Origin of the sequence: Veillonella parvula (assembly GCF_040097785.1) — a bacterium.
GTDB classification, from domain to species: Bacteria; Bacillota; Negativicutes; order Veillonellales; family Veillonellaceae; genus Veillonella; species Veillonella parvula_D.
Genome location: NZ_JBBNNS010000001.1, coordinates 650,993 through 672,918, shown reverse-complemented (window position 1 = coordinate 672,918; position 21,926 = coordinate 650,993). Strand labels below are relative to the sequence as shown.

The 21,926-nt window shown below is 40.3% G+C and carries 15 protein-coding genes and 1 other RNA gene; all 16 read left to right on the top strand.

Going from position 1 to position 21,926, the window contains the following annotated elements; translation table 11 throughout:
* Positions 1–81 precede the first annotated feature (81 nt).
* The 16 genes from recJ to recA all read left to right on the top strand — a co-directional run bounded on the left by recJ (position 82) and on the right by recA (position 21,925).
* A complete protein-coding gene (gene recJ / locus AAA071_RS03165; RefSeq protein WP_227037096.1) occupies positions 82–2,064 on the top strand; it encodes a single-stranded-DNA-specific exonuclease RecJ in 1,983 nt (660 codons plus the stop codon).
* Positions 2,065–2,075: 11 nt separating this feature from the next.
* Positions 2,076–4,316: a RelA/SpoT family protein gene (locus tag AAA071_RS03160; RefSeq protein WP_155086103.1), complete on the top strand. Its 2,241-nt coding sequence runs from the start codon at positions 2,076–2,078 to the stop codon at positions 4,314–4,316.
* The gene (locus AAA071_RS03155) at positions 4,316–4,951 is read left to right on the top strand and encodes an MBL fold metallo-hydrolase (RefSeq protein WP_349234026.1); all 636 of its coding nucleotides are present in this window, start codon (positions 4,316–4,318) and stop codon (positions 4,949–4,951) included. The genes AAA071_RS03160 and AAA071_RS03155 overlap by 1 nt, the downstream gene beginning before the upstream one ends.
* A gap of 41 nt (positions 4,952–4,992) precedes the next feature.
* Positions 4,993–5,481, top strand: coding sequence for a Fur family transcriptional regulator (locus AAA071_RS03150; protein ID WP_004696420.1), 489 nt, complete (start codon positions 4,993–4,995; stop codon positions 5,479–5,481).
* Positions 5,474–6,901, top strand: a complete 1,428-nt coding sequence (gene hemZ / locus AAA071_RS03145; RefSeq protein ID WP_120055411.1) for a coproporphyrinogen dehydrogenase HemZ — start codon at positions 5,474–5,476, stop codon at positions 6,899–6,901. The genes AAA071_RS03150 and hemZ overlap by 8 nt, the downstream gene beginning before the upstream one ends.
* Positions 6,901–8,172, top strand: coding sequence for a histidine--tRNA ligase (gene hisS, locus AAA071_RS03140; protein ID WP_156697631.1), 1,272 nt, complete (start codon positions 6,901–6,903; stop codon positions 8,170–8,172). The genes hemZ and hisS overlap by 1 nt, the downstream gene beginning before the upstream one ends.
* 8 nt (positions 8,173–8,180) lie before the next feature.
* A complete protein-coding gene (gene aspS, locus AAA071_RS03135; RefSeq protein ID WP_349234025.1) occupies positions 8,181–9,986 on the top strand; it encodes an aspartate--tRNA ligase in 1,806 nt (601 codons plus the stop codon).
* Positions 9,987–10,066: 80 nt separating this feature from the next.
* Positions 10,067–10,238: non-coding RNA, 6S RNA (gene ssrS / locus AAA071_RS03130), on the top strand.
* A 244-nt stretch (positions 10,239–10,482) separates the two neighbouring features.
* Entirely contained in the window at positions 10,483–11,784 is a 1,302-nt protein-coding gene (locus tag AAA071_RS03125; RefSeq protein WP_128114049.1) for a replication-associated recombination protein A, read from the top strand.
* Positions 11,785–11,866: 82 nt separating this feature from the next.
* Positions 11,867–14,611: an FtsK/SpoIIIE family DNA translocase gene (locus tag AAA071_RS03120; protein ID WP_349234024.1), complete on the top strand. Its 2,745-nt coding sequence runs from the start codon at positions 11,867–11,869 to the stop codon at positions 14,609–14,611.
* Positions 14,612–14,659: 48 nt separating this feature from the next.
* Positions 14,660–15,112: a helix-turn-helix domain-containing protein gene (locus AAA071_RS03115; RefSeq protein ID WP_004698676.1), complete on the top strand. Its 453-nt coding sequence runs from the start codon at positions 14,660–14,662 to the stop codon at positions 15,110–15,112.
* A 39-nt stretch (positions 15,113–15,151) separates the two neighbouring features.
* The gene (locus AAA071_RS03110; protein ID WP_349234023.1) at positions 15,152–17,092 is read left to right on the top strand and encodes a YgiQ family radical SAM protein; all 1,941 of its coding nucleotides are present in this window, start codon (positions 15,152–15,154) and stop codon (positions 17,090–17,092) included.
* Between the two features lie 62 nt (positions 17,093–17,154).
* Positions 17,155–18,192 carry an ABC transporter substrate-binding protein gene (locus tag AAA071_RS03105; protein ID WP_012864574.1) on the top strand — a complete coding sequence of 346 codons (1,038 nt, stop codon included), beginning with the start codon at positions 17,155–17,157 and terminating at the stop codon, positions 18,190–18,192.
* 56 nt (positions 18,193–18,248) lie between these two features.
* Positions 18,249–19,595, top strand: a complete 1,347-nt coding sequence (gene rimO, locus AAA071_RS03100; RefSeq protein WP_302682916.1) for a 30S ribosomal protein S12 methylthiotransferase RimO — start codon at positions 18,249–18,251, stop codon at positions 19,593–19,595.
* A 37-nt stretch (positions 19,596–19,632) separates the two neighbouring features.
* Positions 19,633–20,880 carry a competence/damage-inducible protein A gene (locus AAA071_RS03095; RefSeq protein ID WP_302682915.1) on the top strand — a complete coding sequence of 416 codons (1,248 nt, stop codon included), beginning with the start codon at positions 19,633–19,635 and terminating at the stop codon, positions 20,878–20,880.
* A 4-nt stretch (positions 20,881–20,884) separates the two neighbouring features.
* Positions 20,885–21,925, top strand: coding sequence for a recombinase RecA (gene recA / locus AAA071_RS03090; protein WP_008601363.1), 1,041 nt, complete (start codon positions 20,885–20,887; stop codon positions 21,923–21,925).
* The last annotated feature ends 1 nt before the right edge of the window (position 21,926 follow it).

The following is a 21,926-nucleotide window of genomic DNA, read 5'->3' as shown; positions in this document are numbered from 1 at the left end:
TTAAGGTATAATAAATAAAAATGATAATGATAATACGTTGAATTCAAGAATAATATTGATTATAAACTACTGAGGGATATGATGATTAAGAAAAAACGTTGGCGCCTTTGTAAAGGTGATCAAGAGAAAGAGAATATCTTAATCCGTGAACTTGGTGTAAACCCTATTGTGGCTAAATTAATGGTGAATCGTCACATTGATGTAGACGAAGGTCGTCAGTATTTACAAGGTACTTTGTCAGATTTGTTAGATCCATTTACATTAAAAGATATGGATGTGGCTGTTTCACTAGTTCTGGAAACAATTGAAAGTCACAAACCAATCGTCATTTATGGTGATTATGATGTAGATGGTATTACTGCAACATCAGTACTTTATCGATTTTTAAAGAAATTAGGTGCCGATGTTACCTATTACATACCAGAACGTCAAAGTGAAGGGTATGGCCTCAATTTAGAGGCTTTAGAGCACCTTATTGAACGGGGAACGGCTTTAGTCATTACTGTAGACTGCGGCATTAGTTCTTACGATATTGTAGAGGCTGTACGAGACCGCATCGATATGATTATTACGGATCACCATACGGCTCCTGATATGATTCCACGAGCCAAGGCCGTTATAAATCATAAGCAAAAGGACTGTCCATATAAGGATAAAAACTTATCTGGAGTAGGTGTTGCTTTTAAGTTATGCCAAGCCTTGTGGCTTACAAAGCACGGAGAATGGTACTTAGATGATTTAGATATCGTTGCACTTGGCACTGTGGCAGATGTAGTGCCTTTGGTCGGTGAGAACCGTATCATTGTAAAATCAGGCCTTGAGAAGATGAATAGGGAACCTAACTTGGGGATTAAAAAGCTTATTGATGTAGCTGGGCTTCATGAACGAACTATTACATCTGGACATATTGGTTTTACCTTAGCACCTCGTCTTAATGCAGCGGGTCGCGTAACGCATGCAACGCGTGCAGTTGAATTACTTGTGACCGATGACGAGGATATAGTAGAGGCAATTGCGGAGGAACTAAATGAAACGAACCGTGAACGACAAGAGTTAGAACGAAATATTCATGAGTTGGCTCGTGTTGATGTAGCTAATCAAGGACATAAAGCTGATTATGTAACTATTGTGGCCGGCGAAGAGTGGCATCCAGGAGTCATTGGTATTGTTGCTTCTCGTCTAGTAGAGGAGTTTTACAAGCCAACCTTAGTCATCAGTATTCATGATGGCGTTGGTAAAGGCTCGTGCCGTAGTATAGATGGCTTTAACATATATGATGCATTAAAATCTTGTGAGGATATCTTGCTACAGTTTGGCGGGCATGCTGCGGCAGCAGGCTTTAGCATCGATGCAAATCGTATTGATGAGTTACGAGAACGGTTAACCAAGTATTGCAAAGCAGTTATTACAGATGAGGAATATATTCCTGTGGTTGCTATTGATGCGGAACTACCTGTTGATGATATCGATGTCGATATCATTGACCGCGTATCAGACCTTGAACCTTATGGAATGGCCAATAGCACGCCAGTCTTTGCTATTATGGAAGCTACCGTGCAAGATATTATGCTCATGGGCCAATTAAAAAATCATTGTAAGATAATATTTGAAACTTCGAATGGTACATTAGATGCTATAGCTTGGAATCGTCCAGACTTATTTAAATTTATCTTTGTGGGAACTGTGGTAAAAGTGGCATTTTCTTTGCAAAAGAATGAATGGCAAGGCATGGTTTCTCCGCAACTCATGATTCAAGCTATTGAACCATTGACTGAAGAGCCGATTAAGCTTTCTACAGAAGGGCTTAGACAAATGTATGTCATAATAAAACAGTCCATGCGAGGTCGTAGTCAATCGGTTTATAATGTAGAACAAGATATATTGCGCCGTAAGCCGGCAGATCAGAATAATCGCAGTGCTCTAACATCTATTGATGTATTTAAAGAATTGGGCATTGTTGAAGAATATACAAGTGATGATGGTCAATTAATGCTTAGATGGAACGCCATTGAAGGGAAATTAGATCTTGTCACATCCGTAACATTCCTTACTTATAGTGTATAGGAGGTGACATCATGACAACTGTAAATGAAGAAGGCAAAGCTTTGGTAGAACAAAGTACATTTGATAAAAGTAAAGCCTTAGCTGAGTTTATGGAGTATATCCATACGTATTTAACAGATGATGAGTGTGACCAAGTATTGAAAGCTTTTGAGCTTGCTGATAAGGCTCATGAAGGTCAGTTTAGAGCTTCCGGTGAACCGTATATCATGCATCCTCTAGCTGTAGCTGATATTTTGGCACATTTACAAATCGACCATATTACACTCATGGCAGCTCTAATGCATGATGTGGTTGAAGATACATCTTACTCGAAGGAAGACCTAGAGGAGATGTTTGGCTCTGAAGTAGCATTCCTCGTTGATGGGGTAACAAAATTAAACCAATTCCAGTATGAAACCAAAGAAGATCGCCAAATGGAAAACTATCGAAAGATGATTTTAGCTATGGCGAAGGACGTACGTGTCGTAGTTATTAAATTGGGTGATCGCTTACATAATATGCGCACCTTAAAGCATATGCGTAGTGACAAACAAAAGCGTATTGCTAAGGAAACCCTAGAAATCTTTGCACCTTTGGCACATCGTCTTGGTATCTTCAATGTGAAATGGGAGTTGGAAGATTTATCCTTCCGTTATTTAGAGCCGGAAAAATACTATGATCTAGTCGATCAAATGAAACAAAAACGCCAAGTCCGGGAAGACATCGTTAATGATACGATGAGGCAACTTACAAAGGCCTTAAGTGAAGCCCATATCAAGGCGGATATCAAAGGTCGTCCAAAACACTTCTACAGTATTTATAAGAAGATGAAAAAGGATAATCGTGATTTATCCCAAATTTATGATTTGCTTGCCGTTCGTGTGATCGTTGATAGCATCCCTGATTGTTATGCAGTACTTGGCATTGCACATAGCTTGTGGAAGCCATTGCCTTATCGCTTCAAAGATTATATTTCCATGCCGAAGTCTAATATGTATCAATCCTTGCATACAACCGTTATCGGCACGATGGGGCAACCGGTAGAGATTCAAATCCGTACTTGGGAAATGCACCGTGTATCTGAATATGGTGTGGCCGCTCACTGGCGATATAAAGAAGGAAATAAAAACGGCGATAAAGAATTTGATCAAAAGGTTGCATGGCTGCGCCAGGTTCTTGAATGGCAAGATACTAGTAATCCAACGGAACTCGTTAATGCTTTGAAATTAGACGTTTTCTCTGGTGAGGTATTTGTATTTACGCCAAAGGGTGACGTTGTTAAGTTGCCAATAGGCTCTGTACCTCTTGATTTTGCCTATCGAGTTCATACCGATGTAGGTCATCATTGTGTAGGTGCTAAGGTAAACGGTAAAATTGTACCGCTGGATTACACCTTGCAAAATGGTGATATTGTTGATATCATCACATCCAAAACAGGTCGTCCTAGCCTTGATTGGTTGAATATCGTAGGTTCTTCTGAAAGTAAGAGCAAAATTCGCAATTGGTTCAAGCGTGAAAATAAAGCTGAAAATATTGAAAAAGGTTTAGACTCTCTTGAAAAAGAAGCAAAACGATTGAATCATAATTGGAAAGAATTATGTGCAGACAACCGTTTACAACATGTAACGAAACAACTTAAAGCCGGTACAGAAGAGGAAATGTTTGCAGCCTGTGGCTATGGCGGTATTCCTGTAAGCACGGTTCTCTTGCGTTTAATTGAACTTTATAAAAAGTCTAAAGAGGTAGAGGAATCTAAGCGCAGTACAGAGCAAATTATTGAGAAGTTAAAATCTCAAGGACAAAAGAAAACTAAAAATGGCACTGGTGTTCTCGTAAAAGGTGAAGCTGGTGTGATGGTGCGTATGGCAAAATGCTGTAATCCTGTACCTGGTGATGATATTATAGGTTACATAACCCGTGGTCGTGGCGTTTCTATTCACCGTTGTGATTGCCCTAGCATGGGCCATTCACCTGAAGATTTAGAGCGGATGATAGAAGTCTCTTGGGACGGTTCTTCTGGCGAATCTTTCCACGTAGGCATTGATATTCAAGCTTATGATCGAGCTGGCATTCTCATGGAGGTTATGGCGGTGCTTTCAGAATTGAAAATCACCATTACTAACATCAATGCTAAGGTTCAAGAAGATACAAAAAATGTAAGCATCAATTTGGTGGTTGATATTCGGGATATTTCGCAACTAGATTTCGTAATGACTAAATTGCGTCGTATTCGTGAAGTGTATACTGTTCAACGTAGTAAAGGAGGGGCTTAATGAGCGAACAACAATTAGTGCTTATGCGCATGCCTTTAGGTCCACTAGGAACAAATTGCTATGTTATCGGTGATAAAGCGATAGGTGAAGCTTTCATTATCGATCCTGCAACAGCTGAAGTACTAGATGCGCTAAAAAAACATGACTTAAAGCCGAAGGCGATTGTACTGACACATGGTCATGGAGATCATATTGGTGGCATTCAAGAGATTGTAAACATCTATCATGTGCCTGTATATATTCATAAAGGCGATGTACCGTATTTATCTGATCCTGAACTTAATCTTAGTGCTTATAGCAATCCAACGCCAATTAAGGTAAAAGCGGAAATTATCGAGGTTAAACAAGGTGATCACATTACATGTGGTGATATCGATCTTGAGGTGCTTGAAACACCAGGTCATACGCCAGGAGGGGTGTGTTATTATATGGAAGGTCTTGTATTTGTAGGGGATACTCTATTCAGAGATTCCGTAGGCCGTACAGATTTTCCAAATGGTTCTTATGAGACCCTGATATCATCTATTAAGACTCAGCTTTATACATTGCCTGATAATACAATGGTTTATCCTGGTCATGGACCGGAAACAAGTATAGGGTATGAAAAACAATACAACCCATTCGTTGGTCAGTAGGTTTAAACGAATTATTTTTTACAGTCGAGGGGAAATTTATTATGAACACAACATTAGAAAAATTAAAAGAACGCATTAAAGACAAAAAGTACAAATTGACAACTCAACGTCAAACAATTTTGCAAGCATTCATCGATGCTGATGAAAATCACTTGAGTGCTGAAGATGTATATGTTCTTGTAAAAGAGGTGGCACCTGATATCGGGTTGGCAACAATTTACAGAACTCTTGATCTCTTCACAGAACTTGATTTGTTAAAACGTCTTGATTTTGGTGATGGCCGTAATCGCTATGAATTAAATGACGAAGAATTCGCTCATTTCCATCATCATTTGATTTGCGTAAAATGTGGTAAAGTATCTGAGTTTGAAGACGACATGCTTGAAACATTGGAGTCTATTATCGCTAAGAAATTAAACTTCCGTACCATTGATCATCAATTGAAAGTATATGGTTACTGTAGCGATTGCCAAAATCATATGACTGAAGCAGAATTAGAAAAGCTTGAGCGTATGTCCCATCATGGTTAATGGTTATCTATATACGGGGCCATTACCACTTGGCTCCGTAGTAGCTCATAACTGTGGCGCGGCAGGACTCTTTTCTGATAAGGTACATCCAGAGGTTATCCTTGAAGCGCATGAAATGGAAGGGATGTACACATTAACTGTTACTATTGGTGATTCGGTTCAGATTTTTGAAGGACCTGTTTCCTCTATGGGGCGTCGTCAAATTGGACAAGCCTTGTTGCGCTATTTGCGTGAATATCAAGGCTTACCTGCTGAGGCTCCGTGGGGAACCATGGTAGGTGTGCGCCCTACAAAGCTACTACATAAATATATAGATACATATGGCTCTGTCCACGCAGCAACTCGTCACATTCGGGACGAGTTTTCTGTGTCTATAGAAAAGCTTGCTACTTTGGGGGCCATTGGCGAGTATCAACGTCCATTTCTATCTGATACAGATGATAAAAAGGTAAGCCTCTATTGTGGTATTCCTTTCTGTGACACGCGTTGCGTATATTGCTCGTTTCCATATGGTCTCTATCAGGATTATGCTGGTAAAAGTCAATTTCTAAGGGCTTTAACCCGTGATATAGAAGATATGAAAGCTATTATCCAATCTTATAATCTAACCGTAGATACCCTCTATATGGGCGGTGGTACTCCGACAGTGCTAAAGGATGAAGACTTTCACCAGGTTCTAAAACAGTTGTCTCTACTCGTACCAGAAGGTCATGAATTTACTGTAGAGGCAGGACGACCTGATTCTGTTAATCCTACAAAGCTACGTTCCATGCTTGCGCTAGGTGTGAATCGTATTAGCATTAACCCGCAAACAATGCAAGATGATATTTTGCGTCGTATTGGACGCGGCCATAGTGTACGGGATATTGATGAACTTTTACAATATGTAAAAAACAATACATCATTAGCCGTAAATATGGATTTTATTGCAGGCTTGCCTAATCAAACGATGTTAAACATGATAGAGAATATGGATTATGTATGTCAAAATCTGCCGGAAAATGTTACAATTCATACGTTAGCATTAAAACGTGGTAGCCCGTTGTACGATTTACATATGGAAGATGATATTCCTGAAGAACATCTTGTGGCGGAAATGGTACAATATGGTAAAGAGCGTCTTGAAGCGGCTGGTTATGTGCCATATTATTTATATCGCCAACAATATATGAGAGGGCAGTTAGAGAATATTGGCTATACCTTGCCTGGCAAAGCGTGTGAATATAATATCCAGATTATGGAAGAACGGCAGAGTATTCTATCTATGGGGCCTGGCAGTTCATCCAAGTGGATGCGCGCCCCTGAATATCGTCAACTTAAACAGCATATGCCAAAAGACGTAGATGTTTATCACGAAACGATAGATGCACTTTTAGAGAAACGACATAGAATTTGTGAAAGATTTTGGGAGGTTGTGTAATGGCTATAAGAAAACCAAGAGGTACACAAGACTTTTTGCCAGAACAGATGATACATTGGCATTATATTGAACAACGTATGCGCGAAATTTGTAAAGTATATGGGTTCAATGAAATTCGCACACCTGCCTTTGAAGAAACTAAATTATTCTTACGCGGTATCGGTGAGACTACAGATGTAGTACAAAAAGAGATGTACACCTTTACCACTGGTGATGACGGTGGTTCTAGCTTTACCTTACGCCCTGAAAATACGGCGTCTGCTGTGCGCGCATACTTAGAAAATAAAGTATATGGTAAAGAAGGTCTCACAAAATGGTATTACATGGGCCCTATGTTCCGTCATGATAAACCGCAAGCGGGTCGTTATCGTCAATTCCACCAGTTTGGTGCAGAGGTACTAGGTTCGCAATCTCCAGTGGTAGATAGTGAAGTTATCTGTATGGTTGTACAGTTATTAAAAGACTTTGGCCTTAAAGACCTCAATGTAGAAGTAAACTCCGTAGGTTGCCCAACATGTCGTCCTGTATACCGAGAAAAATTAATCGCTTTCTTTGAACCTAAAAAGGAACAATTATGTAGCGATTGCCAAGAGCGTTTGTACAAAAATCCTTTGCGTATCTTGGACTGCAAAAATGAAACATGCAAATCCTTGTCCGTAGGTGCTCCTGAAATTCACGAACATTTATGTGAAGAGTGTCATGATCATTTTGAAGAATTGAAAACCTATTTAACTGCAGCTAATGTGCAATATACTTTAAATCCTCGTCTCGTACGTGGCCTTGATTACTATACAAAGACAGCCTTTGAGGTACAATATACTCCTTTAGGTGCTCAAAGTGCCGTAGCCGGTGGTGGTCGTTACGATGGTCTCGTAGAAGAGCTCGATGGACCGCATACCCCAGCTATCGGTTTTGCTATGGGCATGGAGCGCTTATTATTAGCTCTTGAAAAACAAAACCTATTGCCTGAACCAACTGTAGAACCATCTGCATTCGTAGTAGCTCTTGGTGATGCGGCTAAGGTAGAGGCTTTCAAAATTTGCCAAAAACTTCGCAGTCTTGATATTCCTGTTGAAATGGACGGGCAGGGCAAAAGTATGAAGGCACAATTAAAATACGCTAACAAAATTAATGCGAAATATGTTATTATATTGGGTGATGATGAATTGGTTCGTAAAGAAGCCATAATTCGATTCATGGATACTAGTGAACAAGAGACTGTATCTCTTGATACAGTGGCTGAACGTATAACTTCTTTGGTGAAAGGATGACAATTAGAATGGAAACAATGCAAGGCTTACACCGTACGCACGGTTGTGGCACCATCTCTGAACAAGAGGTAGGTAAAGAGGTCGTATTATGTGGTTGGGTTGAACGCCGTCGTGACCATGGTGGTTTGATATTCTTAGATTTACGCGATCGTTCTGGCGTAGTACAAGTAGTGGCATCCCCAGATCACAACGTAGAATCGTTCCACAAAGCAGAGGATGTTCGTAATGAATATGTGCTTTGCGTGCGTGGAACTATTACAAAACGTGATGATTCTGCTATTAATCCTAACCTTCCTACAGGTGCATACGAAATGTTCTGTGAAGAGTTGCGCGTATTGAATTCCGCTAAAACTCCTCCTTTCTATATCCAAGATGATATCGATGTAGATGAAAATATTCGCTTGAAATATCGTTACCTTGACTTACGTCGTCCAGAAATGCAACGCAACTTGATTTTGCGTCACAAAGTAACTAAAGCAATGCGCGACTTCTTCGATAGCCGCGATTTCTTGGAAATTGAAACGCCAATGCTTACTAAATCTACACCAGAAGGCGCTCGTGACTATCTAGTGCCGTCTCGTGTAAATGCTGGTACATTCTATGCGTTGCCACAATCTCCACAAATTTTCAAACAAATCTTGATGGTTGCTGGTTATGAAAAATATTTCCAAATCGTTCGTTGCTTCCGCGATGAAGATTTGCGCGCAGACCGTCAACCTGAGTTCACTCAGCTCGACTTAGAAATGTCCTTCGTTGATGAAGAAGATATTTATGCATTGCTTGAAGAGATGATTGCTCATGTATTTAAAACTGCATTAGGTAAAGAAATTTCTTTGCCTATGCCTCGTATTACATGGGACGAAGCAATGGATAAATACGGCTCTGATAAGCCGGATCTTCGTTTTGATATGGCGTTTACTGATGTAACTGATCTTGTAAAAGATACAGAATTCAAAGTATTCCGCTCTGTAATCGACAATGGTGGCGTAGTTAAAGGTATTGTTGTACCTGGTGATGCTGGCATTCCTCGCCGTGAACTTGACGACCTTGTTGAATATGTAAATCGTTACGGCGCCAAAGGCCTTGCATGGGCTTGCTTCAACGAAGATGGTTCCATCAAGTCTCAAATTATGAAGTTCTTAGGTGAAGATACAATTCGCAATATCGGTGAAAAAATGGGCGCTAAAGGTGGCGACCTCGTATTGATGATTGCTGATAAACCTGCAACTGTGGCACGTGCATTAGGTGAACTACGCCTTGAAATGGCACGTCGTATGAACATGATTGACCAAGATAAATTGGCATTCACATGGGTAACTGATTTCCCTATGTTCGAATATAACGAAGATGAAAAACGTTATGTAGCAATGCACCATCCATTCACAATGCCACGCCATGCGGATCTTGATAAATTAGAATCCGATCCTGGTAATGTAAAAGCGATTGCTTACGACATGGTATTGAATGGCGTAGAAATCGGTGGCGGTTCCTTGCGTATCTACCAAGCTGACGTACAAGAAAAAGTATTCAAAGCAATTGGCTTGTCCATTGAAGAAGCAAGATCTAAATTCGGCTTCATGCTTGATGCATTCCAATATGGTGCACCTCCTCATGCAGGTTGTGCATTTGGTCTTGATCGTCTTGTTATGTTGATGGCAAAACGTCAATCTATCCGCGACGTAATCGCATTCCCTAAAACTCAATCTGCTTCTGATATCATGAGTCAAGCTCCATCTGAAGTAGAACCAAAGCAATTAAAAGAGTTGCATATTAAATCCGATGTAGAAGAAGAACAAGAGCAATCTTTAGTGTAAAAACATAGGCAAGAATTGATTAAAATCGAAATGTCAAGACTTGTTAATTGCTAATCTTTCTGATACTATTTAAGTATAAGATATCCCTGCCATGTGCGTGTGATATCGCAGTTTTGAGCCAACACATTTACTTTGGGAGTCTGAACTCTCGTCTGAACGTTACGCCCGTACGGGACAACTGCAGGATGAGGAGGACACCCACCTGCCCTTGCAGGATCAAAACGCGGTACATTACGGCATGGTGGGGCTTTTTTGCGTGTAAAAATAGACTGAAATATCATATACTATAAATATATCTTTGGTAAGAATTTAAATTTTTTAAAATCTTAAGAGTCCTAAATGTCATAAACGTTATAAATGTCTTGCCAATATTATCAGTGTTACCGAGTTACTGATGTTATTAGGCTTTTATGACGGGGAAGTAATTGTTTTTTGATTGAATAGTTATAGATATGAAAATACGACAGTTAAACTGAGTGAGAATTGAGGTGATAGAATGGATAGTTTGTTTGATATGACACCTACAAATACATACGAGCCGCTTCCTGTACGAATGCGTCCTACTAAACTAGATCATTTATATGGTCAAGAGAAGGCCGTAGGTAAGGGGACTTTCTTGAGAGCTATGGTAGAGAAGGATACAATACCATCTATGCTTTTTTATGGGCCTTGTGGAACGGGTAAGACTACATTAGCCGGAATCATAGCTAAGGTGAGCAATAGTCATTTTGTGAATCTGAATGCTACTAACGCTGGTATTGGTGAGTTGCGTACTATCATTGAAGACGCGCGAAAACGGGTTCGTTCTTTACAGCAACGCACAATTCTATTCCTTGATGAAATTCATCGTTTTAATAAAAGCCAACAAGATGTGTTGTTACCTTGTGTAGAGGATGGCACTATTATCCTTATTGGTGCTACTACAGAAAATCCATTCTTTGAGGTTAATAGACCGCTATTATCTCGTTTGCGTCTTATTACATTAGAAGCACTTACACCAAAGGCTATCGGTCAAATTTTACGTCGCGCCATTACCGATGAAGAGGTAGGCCTTGGCAAACGCCATCTACAGGTAACCGATGAAGTTCTGGAGGATGTGGGGATTTTCGTCAATGGCGATGGGCGTATGGCTCTCAATATTCTTGAACAAGCAGCAGCTATGGTTCCTGATGAGGGGATGATTACTATTGAAGTTCTCGAAAAGGTCGTAGGTCGTCGCATATATACATACGATAAAAAAGGTGATAGTCATTACGATACAATCTCAGCTTTTATTAAAAGTATGCGTGGCTCCGATGTGCAGGCAACAGTACATTATTTAGCGCGTATGATTGAAGCTGGAGAGGATCCTAATTTCATTGCTCGTCGTATTGTTATTTGTGCAGCAGAGGATGTAGGACTTGCGGACCCACAAGCTCTTATACTTGCCAATGCAGCGGCTCAAGCGGCTCATATGGTAGGTTTTCCTGAGGCGCGCATTATATTATCTGAGGCTGCGTGTTATGTTGCTCTCGCACCTAAAAGTAATTCTGCTTATGTAGCTATTGATGCCGCGATATCTGATGTGCGACATAAGGATTGTGGACAAGTACCGGATCATTTGAAAGATAGTCACTATAGCGGGGCTAGTAAATTAGGCCATGGGAAAGCTTATAAGTATGCTCATAATTATCCTAATGGATTTGTAAAACAGCAGTATTTACCAACGCCTCTAGTTGATGCAACCTACTATAAGGGCATAAAGAGAGGGACTGAGGAACAGTTACTTCACGACTGGGAGAAACGTTGTAAAAATTAACTTAATATTACGATATATGCTATAATATAATGATAAGTTAATTTACTGTAATGTTATATAAGTAAGGGGTTTGTATAGATTTATGGCAGAAGAAAATACTTCCACCAAAAGACGCAACACACGCCGTAAGCGAACAAGTACAAAACAGCAATCAAAGTCTCAAAGCTTTTCTTTGCGCAGCGAAGTGAAAGGCCTTATTGTTATTGCCTTTGCTGTGATTTCCTTTCTGGGCTTTTTCGGCTTTGAACTCGGCCTTGTAGGACAGATTTTAACAGGTATATTCCGTTATGGCTTTGGACTGGGGGGGATTATTCCTTGTTTATGCGTTTTCTGGTTAGGTTGGAGATTATTATATAAGGATACATTTATTTCCATTACAAAACGAGGGGTTGTAATGACCTTGTTTTTTCTATTTTTGTTAGCTCTTGTTCCCTTGTGGCGCGTTCCTGAGGGGCAGGAACTCATTACTACGCAACTAGCTAATCAAGGTGGTTTCGTAGGTGGCGCAATTGCTACATTCCTTCGTACACTATTAGGCAATCTAGGGGCTATTATTCTTGATGTATTCTTACTCATAGCTTTTGGATTACTGGTGACACGTTTGTCTTTGCGCAGTGGATTACAAAAGGCTGCGGACAAAACACAGGTTGGCCTTGATGTTGCAAAAGAGGTAGCTGCTGAGAAGGTTGCTGTTGCAAAAGAAGTCTTTGAAGATTGGAATGAACAACGTAAAGAAGCGGCAGAACAGCGTAAAGCTTATAACAGGGAAAAAGATACACGCTTTGCTGATGCAGCAGATCAAGCATTAGATGCACTAGAAAAACAAGGCATTGCTACTGGCAGAGACCTCTTTGACTCTACTACAGCTATAGATGTTGATCCTATTGAAGATATAGTTACTACTATGGAGTCACAAAAAACTCCTACATCTTGGAAGGAATTGGCTGAGATAGAAGCACGTAATCGTGCGGCTGAGCAATTGGCTAATATATCTGAAGCATCTGGTGATGCGAAGTCTTATGAAGCTGATGATTTTGAACAATTCTCTGATACGCATAGATCTACGAGTGATGATTATGTATATGTTCCAGATGAGGACTATTCATATACACCAGATGAAGAGTATTCAGATGAGGTTGGAACTGTAGAAAACTCTGATGATGAAGAACCAAAATTCTCTTATCAAAATACAACAATAGGCCCATTAGAAACGAATCACGGTGCTATTGCCTCCGCTGTGCCAGGAACGGGTGCAGCTGCAAGCTCTGTAAGTGCTGGAGCAGGTATGGCAGGTATGGGGTTACAAGTGCCGTCCATTATTAGTACTACAGAAGATACGGCGCAAGTAGCTGTATCTAAAGATGGACAGATTCATCGGTCCTATGATAGACCTTACCATTTCCCAAGCCTAGATATTTTGGCGAAAGGGAAGGGGAGTCAAAACAATGGTGAAGAAGTAGCACAAAATGCGATGATGCTTGAACATGTATTGAGTGACTTTGGTATTACTGCAAAGGTTGTTAATGCTACACAAGGGCCAACTGTTACACGTTATGAAATTGAACCTGCACCAGGCGTGAAAGTGAGTCGTATCGTTAATTTAACAGACGATATTGCCCTCAATTTGGCAGCGCAACATATTCGTATGGAGGCTCCAATTCCAGGGAAATCTGCCATCGGTATTGAGGTCCCTAATAAAACGACAGAAGCCGTTCATTTACGCGATGTACTTGATTGCAGTGACTTTAAAGATGCTCGTGGAGGTATTCCTGTCGGTCTTGGTAAGGATATTGCAGGTAAGCCTGTTATTACAGACCTTGCGAAGATGCCTCATTTGCTCGTAGCTGGTACGACTGGATCTGGTAAATCCGTATGTGTAAATACATTGATTTCTAGTATTCTCTTTAGTCGTAAACCAGAAGAGGTTAAGCTATTATTAATCGACCCTAAGATGGTTGAATTGTCTATTTACAATGGGATTCCGCATTTGATGGCTCCAGTTGTAACGGATATGAAAAAAGCGGCAGCTGTATTGCGCTGGGCCGTTCGTGAAATGGAGGCTCGTTATAAGGCGTTTGCTGCATCTGGTAAACGCGATATCAAGAGCTATAATGAAGCGCATCCTAAGGCTGCAATGCCGCTAATCGTGTTGATTATTGACGAGTTAGCTGACCTTATGATGACGGCTCCTGATGATATTGAAGAATCTATTAGTCGTTTAGCACAAATGGCTCGTGCCGCAGGTATTCACATGGTTCTTGCTACACAACGGCCATCTGTTAATGTTATTACCGGTTCTATCAAGGCTAATGTACCAAGCCGTATTTCCTTTGCTGTAGGCTCTCAAATTGACTCCCGTACCATTCTTGATATGGCAGGAGCAGAGAAACTATTGGGTAAAGGGGATATGTTATTTGCTCCGATTGGTGCTAATAAACCTATTCGTGTACAAGGGGCTTTCATTTCTGATGATGAGGTAGAAAAACTTGTAGAGTTTGTGAAAGCTCAACGAGAACCAGAATATGATAATACGGTAACTCAAGAAGTGGAAAAGGAAGCTGAAAAAGAATCTTCTGATGCTAATGATGTTTACCGCGATGAATTATTAGAGCGAGCTGTCAATCTCGTTATGGAATCTGGTCAAGCTTCCGTATCGATGTTGCAACGTCGTTTCCGTATAGGTTACACCCGTGCGGCACGTCTTGTAGATACAATGGAAGACCTCAAAATCGTTGGCCCTAGCATGGGCAGTAAGGCTCGAGAAATTTTAATGAGCCCTGAACAAGCTAAGGCTAGATATTTCTCCGATTCCAATGATGAGCAATAATTAGCTAATTACTATATGAATATTACGTAGATTTAGAAAGGAACGAAAATGGCTGAATTAGGCGAAGAATTACGACGTGAACGGGTAAGACGTAATCTAACCTTTAAAGATGTGGAGCAAGTGCTGCACATTAAAACAACCTATTTAGAGGCTATCGAAGATGGCAACTATGATATCATTCCTGGTCAAGTCTACGTAAAAGGTTTTATTCGAAACTATGGTAACTACTTAGATCTTGATGGGGATCGCTTGGTGAAAGTATATCAGGGCCAAGTAGGAGACATAGATACCTTTTCTTTACGTTCTGTTACAAGACGGAAGGCTCAAGCAACTCCTAATTTGGTACAAAGTGAGTTTGTTGAATATCAAACATCTAAAAAGCGTATGTCCTTAGAAACGCGTCAACGAAAACGTCAACGCTCTATTGTACAAGAACGCATTATTTTAGGGATTATTTTAGTTTGCATGGCATTATTTTTACTATGGTTATTCCTGTTCTAGTATCTGATTAGGCATGATAGAAAGGCATTTACACAATCAATGGATAGATTTTTAGTAACAGAACCTTCGGATATGAAGGAACGTGGTTGGGCTGAATTAGATTTCGTTCTCATCAGTGGGGACGCTTATGTGGACCATCCATCCTTTGCGCCTGCAGTTATCGGTAGATACTTGGAATCCAAAGGTTATCGTGTAGGCATTATAGATCAACCAGATTGGAATGATGTAGAGGCTTTCAAAAAACTAGGTAAACCACGTCTAGCATCCCTTGTTACGGCAGGGAATTTAGATTCAATGCTTAATAAATTTACGGCAGCAAAGAAAGTTCGCCGTCAAGATGATTATTCTCCAGGTGGTGAGTCAGGTCATCGTCCAGATCGTGCTACCTTGGTATATGCTAACCGTATGAAGGAGGCTTACAGTGATGTACCTCTTATCATTGGTGGTATAGAAGCGTCTTTGCGTCGCTTTGGTCATTATGACTATTGGTCAGATACGGTGCGTCGATCCATCTTAGTAGATTCTAAGGCCGATGTACTCGTCTATGGCATGGGAGAACTTCAAATCGTTGAACTAGCTGATGCCTTAGATCAAGGCCGATTCAAAGAGTCTTTGCCATCTATATGTGGCATTTGCTACATGGCAAAGGAGATTCCAACCATTGACTATGTAGAGTGCCCGTCTTATGAAGCTATTAAGGCGGATAAGATGGACTTTGCCGATGCATTTCGCATTCAATATGATGAACAAGATCCGTTCTATGGTCGTATTGTAGTCCAAAAACATGGTGATAGATATCTCATTCAGAACACGCCTGCCTTGCCATTGACGCAGGAGGAAATGGACGGTGTCTATAACTTGCCATATACTCGAAAGTGGCATCCTAAATATGATGATAAGGGTGGTGTGCCAGCATTAAGTGAAGTTCAATTTAGCCTTGTGAGCCAACGAGGTTGCTTTGGCAGTTGTTCTTTCTGTGCTATTACTAATCACCAAGGGCGTATCATCCAGAATCGTAGTCATGAGTCTTTGATTGAAGAAGCTCACATGATGATCAAGATGGACAACTTTAAAGGGTATATTCATGATGTAGGGGGCCCTACGGCAAACTTCCGCCATCTAGCTTGCGATAAACAAGCTGTCTATGGTGCGTGTAAAGGTCGTACTTGTGCGGCTCCAGAGCCTTGTGAAAACTTGAATACAAATCATGATGACTATATTGCTTTACTGCGTAAATTACGTAAACTAAAAGGTGTAAAAAAGGTATTTGTTCGTTCTGGTTTGCGTTATGACTATGTACTAGCCGATAACAATAAAGATTTTGTGCGGGAACTTTGCGAATTTCACGTAAGTGGGCAGCTAAAGGTAGCTCCAGAACATGTATCTAAACGGGTTACCAATATGATGGGAAAAGCTGGTAAAGAAGAATTCCTAACCTTTAAGTCTTGGTTTGAAGAGGCAAATAAAAAGCTTGGTAAGAAACAATACTTAGTTCCGTACTTTATGAGCTCTCATCCAGGTTGTGCGTTAGAGGATGCTATTGAATTGGCGGAATTTTTACGAGACCACCATATGTACCCTGAGCAAGTACAGGATTTTATCCCTACACCGGGTAGTCTTTCTACTTGCATGTATTATACGGGCATAAATCCACTAGATGGAAAGCCTGTTTATGTTGCTAAAAAGGGGCGAGATAAAGCAAAACAACGCGCTTTGATGCAGTTTAAAAATATTGAAAACTATGATCTTGTTAAAGAGGCTCTCATAGAAGCCAATCGACGTGATTTAATTGGCTTTGGCCCGGAATGCTTAATTCCACCGCGCCCAATTAGTGGAAATTCTAAGCGTATTAGCCAATCTAGTAAATTCCGTAATGGCAAACGAGATTGCGAACCTAGGAATCAATGCCGGACTGCCAAAAGGCGTAGTAGAGATGTGACTAAAGTTCGTACATCTAATAAAAGTTTTGGTGGTCGTTAAACCTAGAGAGTAGCTCTAGCTACTCTCATTTTAAGATACTTTATGTCTTATGGGAGGCATATATGAAACGATGGATTGCTCCGAGCATCTTAGCATTATTTGTGGTAGGAATGTTGATTTATGGTATAAACTTTTACCAACAAGAACAAATAGAACAGGCCAAAGAGCCTATTCGTGGTGAAATTATAGTCTATACGGACTTACCTAATACTTTGACAGCTATGCTTGCTGAGCGTTATGAAGAGGAACAAAAGGTAAAAGTTACTGTAATGCCTCTTACAGAGGAACAAATGTCGTTACGGTCGGCTTCTACCGTGGCTGATACTTCTGGTGATTTGGTGCTAACTTCTGAAGATAATCTCGTAGTTGGTGCCAATGCAGGTAAATATATGCCCATCGTCAATGAACGTATTGACGAGGTACGTGATAATCTAAAGGATCCAAATGGCTATTGGGTTGGTCTCTGGTACGATCCAATCGTATTTGTTCAGAATGATACCTTCCATAATGGCATTGGTAAATATATTACTACATGGGAAACATTGGGAAAACAAGGTGATTGGTCTATCGTTATGACTGATTTTGTAGCATCTCAGAATGCGGCCAATTTGCTATACAATATGGTAGAGTACAAAGGGGAACCAGAGGCTCTTGAATACTTGTATAGTTTGAAGCCTCATGTGGTTCAACATGCTAAATTTTTGTCTACTCCAATACGCTTAACTGCGCTAGGGGAAACAAATATTGGTATTGGTAACTTGTCTGATGCGGCGCAATATAGTCATCATGGGTATCCAATTAAGATCATTTATCCTAAAGATGGTACGTCTTATTATGTGACTGGTGCTGCTGTTTTAAAAAATTCAAAACATAAAGCAGATAGTGTAGAGTTTATTAATTGGTTACTATCTTCTAAAACGGCGAAATATATGGTAGAAAAGAATTTTACCTATATATTTACTAATCCTGAGATGGATGAGCCAAAAGATTCTATAGGGCATGATTTAGTGTTATGGCCTGTGAATGGTGGCTATACCCTAGAAGGTAAAAAGTTATTGTTAAATCATTGGGTTAGCCAGGTACGATTCCGTAAGGACTAAGTCAGCTGTATAAATCCAAGAAATAAAAAAAGAATCTAGTGACGAAAGGATATGGAATGGGGAAAAAATTAGGATATGTTAGCCTAGGTTGTGCTAAAAATTTAGTAGATACAGAGGTAATGTTAGGATTATTGAGAGATAATGGCTATTCAATTACAGAAGACTTAAGCGAAGCAGATCTTATCGTTGTAAATACCTGTACTTTTATTGAAAAAGCTAAGGCTGAGTCTATTAATACCATCCTTGAGGTTGCTCAATATAAGGAAGATGGTGCTTGTAAGGGCCTTATCGTAGCAGGTTGTCTTAGCCAACAATATCAGGATGAATTATTCCAAGAAATTCCTGAAATTGATGCATTAATCGGTACCGGTGCATGGGATCAAGTTATGGTAGCCGTTGATGCTATTGAGCACGGCAATCGTAGTTGTATAATGGAAAATATTACGAATATCTATGATGAGCGCATGCCTCGTATTCAAACAACACCTCGTTATAGTGCATATGTTAAAATTGCGGAAGGCTGTAATAACGGGTGTACATTCTGTATTATTCCAAAGGTACGCGGTGCATTCCGTAGTCGGACTATCGAGTCTATCAAGGTTGAAGTGGAACGATTGGCAGCGACAGGGGTTAAGGAAGTTGTCCTTATCGCTCAAGATACCACAAGTTATGGCATCGACCTTAATAATGGTAAACCATTGTTGACTACATTGTTAAAAGAATTAACAACTGTAGAGGGCATAGAATGGATTCGCATGCTATACCTATATCCGACATTCTTCTCTGATGAATTGTTAGATATTATAGTTAATGAGCCAAAGCTTTGTAAATATGTAGATATTCCATTGCAACATGTTAATAACGATATCTTGAAACAAATGAATCGTCGAGACGATCGCAATGATATTGAGCGTTTGCTTAAGAAAATTAGAAATGCGCCGACTCATATTACATTGCGCACCTCTATCATCGTTGGATTTCCTGGTGAAACAGATGAACAATTTGAGGAACTTTGTGACTTTGTAAAAGAAATCAAATTTGATAACATGGGCGTATTTACATATTCTCAAGAGGCTGGCACACCAGCGGGTGCTCGTGAAGACCAAATACCAGAAGCGGTCAAAGAAGAGCGTTATCACGTTCTTATGTCCATCCAAGCTGCTATCTCTGAAGAGAACAATCGCGATTTAGAAGGTACCATTGATTATGCGATGGTAGAGGAAATCGAAGAAGGCGAGAATAACACATTGCTTGCAAAAGGTCGATTGAAATCTCAAGCACCTGATGTAGATGGTAATATGTACATTGAAGACTGCGGTGAAGACATTCAACCTGGTGATATTCTTAAGGTACAAGTAGAGCAAGGCTTTGCTTATGATGTAGTAGCTACAGTTGTAGAATAATACACAGTTCGATATATTCGATTGTGGAGGTGATCTGATGATTGTAGAACTTATCTCTACAGGTTCAGAATTATTGCTAGGTGATACAGTAAATACGAATGTATCATGGCTGGCACAAGAGTTGAATAAACTAGGATATACCATTGCCCATCAATCAGTGGTAGGTGATAATCCGAAACGAATGGCTGAAGTCTTTCAGCTCGCTAGTACAAGGGCTGATATCGTTATTAGTACTGGTGGGTTAGGACCTACGCAGGGCGATATTACACGTAATGTACTTGCCGATTCAATTGGTAGACCTATTGTGTTTAATCAAGAGGCCATGAATGAGCTTGAAAGGTTCTTTAAAAGTGTAAACCGTACTATACCTGATGCGAGTCGGCGAGAGGCACAATTACCAGAAGGGGCGAAAGTATTATATAACCCTGTTGGAGTTGCACCAGGTGTCGTCGTTGAAGATGGTGACACTACATACATACTTCTACCTGGACCTCCTGGAGAAATGAAGGGAATGTTTCAAGAGAGCGTAGTTCCTTATTTAAATGGTCGATTTGGTTCTCAAGGGGTTGTTACATCTTATCGTTATGGTGTATATGATATTCGTGAAATTGATTTAGAAAGCACCTTGATGGATCTCATTAAGAAGCAATCTAATCCGACGATCGCTTTGCTTATTAAAAAGGGCTACATTGAGGTTCGTATCACTGCTAAGGCTGAAACATTAGAAGCGGCACAAGACCTGCTTAATCCTTGGGATGCAATCATACGAGAACGCTTAGGCTCTCGCATAGGGCGCAACTTAACAATTTCTATGGAGGAAACATTAGGTCGAACCTTGTTAGAGGAACATAGTACTATTAGTACTGCTGAATCTTGTACATCAGGATTGGTTGGCAAGCTTCTTACTAATGTCAGTGGTAGTAGTGAGTACTATATGGGCGGTGTCATCTCGTATAGTAATGATGTGAAACATCGTGTTTTAGGTGTACCACAAGATATGCTAGATGCGTATGGTGCTGTTAGTGAGCAAGTGGCTAAGGCTATGGCAGAGGGGGCACGAATTGTTGGTCAAACAACATATGCTGTTTCTACGACAGGCATAGCTGGTCCTGGAGGCGGTACGCTAGAAAAGCCTGTTGGTCTTGTTTGGTTTGGTGTTACTGGTCCACATGGTACGGTAGCCCATAAAGCTAATTTAATTGGCAATCGAGAAGATATTAGACAAAGTGCAGCAGAGCTAGCACTTTACTATGTTTATACTTATATAACAGAAAAGGGGAAATAAAATAATGGCTGTAGATGGTAGACAAGCAGCGTTGGATAACGCATTAAAACAAATTGAAAAAGATTTTGGTAAAGGTGCTATTATGCGTCTTGGTGAGGCGGCAGATCGCATGAATGTAGAGGTGATTTCCTCTGGTTCTCTAGCTATCGATATTGCTGTTGGTGTAGGTGGTTTCCCTCGTGGTCGTGTAATTGAAATCTATGGTCCAGAATCTTCTGGTAAAACAACAGTAGCTCTTCACGCGGTAGCAGAAGCTCAAAAACAAGGTGGCATTGCAGCATTTATTGATGCGGAGCATGCGATGGATCCTGTATATGCTCGCAATTTGGGTGTAGATATCAATAATTTGTTGATTTCTCAACCAGATAATGGAGAACAAGCTCTTGAAATTACAGAAGCCCTTGTTCGCAGTGGTGCAGTAGATATTGTTGTAGTTGACTCCGTAGCAGCATTGGTACCTAAAGCGGAAATTGATGGTGAAATGGGTGACGCTCATGTAGGTTTACAAGCTCGTTTGATGAGTAAAGCCTTGCGTAAATTGACTGGTATCATCAGTAAATCCAAAACAGTTGTTATCTTCATCAACCAATTGCGTGAAAAAGTTGGTGTTATGTTTGGTAATCCTGAAACAACAACTGGTGGTCGTGCGTTGAAATTCTATTCTTCTGTGCGTCTTGATGTTCGTAAAGGGGAATTGATCAAAGCAAATAATGAAAATGTTGGTGCTCGCACAAAAGTCAAAGTTGTTAAAAATAAGGTGGCACCTCCATTTAAGACCGCTGAATTTGATTTGATGTATGGCGAAGGTATTTCTAAAACTGGCACACTTATTGATATTGGTACAAATATGGAAATTATTAATAAATCTGGTGCTTGGTATTCTTATAATGGGGAACGTATGGGCCAAGGTAAAGAAGCGGCTAAACAATACTTGCTAGACAATCCACAAATAGCTGATGAAATCGATCGCATTATTCGTGATACATTAGCTGTTGGTACTGAAGAAATCGATGTAATCGGTGAAGAAGTAACTGAAGAAGTATAAT

What these genes read in the sequence shown, in the direction of transcription:
- AAA071_RS03115 (WP_004698676.1), top strand. Translation starts at nt 14,660, where the DNA reads ATGGCTGAATTAGGCGAAGAATTACGACGTGAACGGGTAAGACGTAAT.
- AAA071_RS03105 (WP_012864574.1), top strand. Translation starts at nt 17,155, where the DNA reads ATGAAACGATGGATTGCTCCGAGCATCTTAGCATTATTTGTGGTAGGA.
- rimO (WP_302682916.1), top strand. Translation starts at nt 18,249, where the DNA reads ATGGGGAAAAAATTAGGATATGTTAGCCTAGGTTGTGCTAAAAATTTA.
- hemZ (WP_120055411.1), top strand. Translation starts at nt 5,474, where the DNA reads ATGGTTAATGGTTATCTATATACGGGGCCATTACCACTTGGCTCCGTA.
- AAA071_RS03110 (WP_349234023.1), top strand. Translation starts at nt 15,152, where the DNA reads ATGGATAGATTTTTAGTAACAGAACCTTCGGATATGAAGGAACGTGGT.
- AAA071_RS03150 (WP_004696420.1), top strand. Translation starts at nt 4,993, where the DNA reads ATGAACACAACATTAGAAAAATTAAAAGAACGCATTAAAGACAAAAAG.
- AAA071_RS03125 (WP_128114049.1), top strand. Translation starts at nt 10,483, where the DNA reads ATGGATAGTTTGTTTGATATGACACCTACAAATACATACGAGCCGCTT.
- AAA071_RS03120 (WP_349234024.1), top strand. Translation starts at nt 11,867, where the DNA reads ATGGCAGAAGAAAATACTTCCACCAAAAGACGCAACACACGCCGTAAG.
- recJ (WP_227037096.1), top strand. Translation starts at nt 82, where the DNA reads ATGATTAAGAAAAAACGTTGGCGCCTTTGTAAAGGTGATCAAGAGAAA.
- recA (WP_008601363.1), top strand. Translation starts at nt 20,885, where the DNA reads ATGGCTGTAGATGGTAGACAAGCAGCGTTGGATAACGCATTAAAACAA.
- AAA071_RS03155 (WP_349234026.1), top strand. Translation starts at nt 4,316, where the DNA reads ATGAGCGAACAACAATTAGTGCTTATGCGCATGCCTTTAGGTCCACTA.
- AAA071_RS03160 (WP_155086103.1), top strand. Translation starts at nt 2,076, where the DNA reads ATGACAACTGTAAATGAAGAAGGCAAAGCTTTGGTAGAACAAAGTACA.
- hisS (WP_156697631.1), top strand. Translation starts at nt 6,901, where the DNA reads ATGGCTATAAGAAAACCAAGAGGTACACAAGACTTTTTGCCAGAACAG.
- aspS (WP_349234025.1), top strand. Translation starts at nt 8,181, where the DNA reads ATGGAAACAATGCAAGGCTTACACCGTACGCACGGTTGTGGCACCATC.
- AAA071_RS03095 (WP_302682915.1), top strand. Translation starts at nt 19,633, where the DNA reads ATGATTGTAGAACTTATCTCTACAGGTTCAGAATTATTGCTAGGTGAT.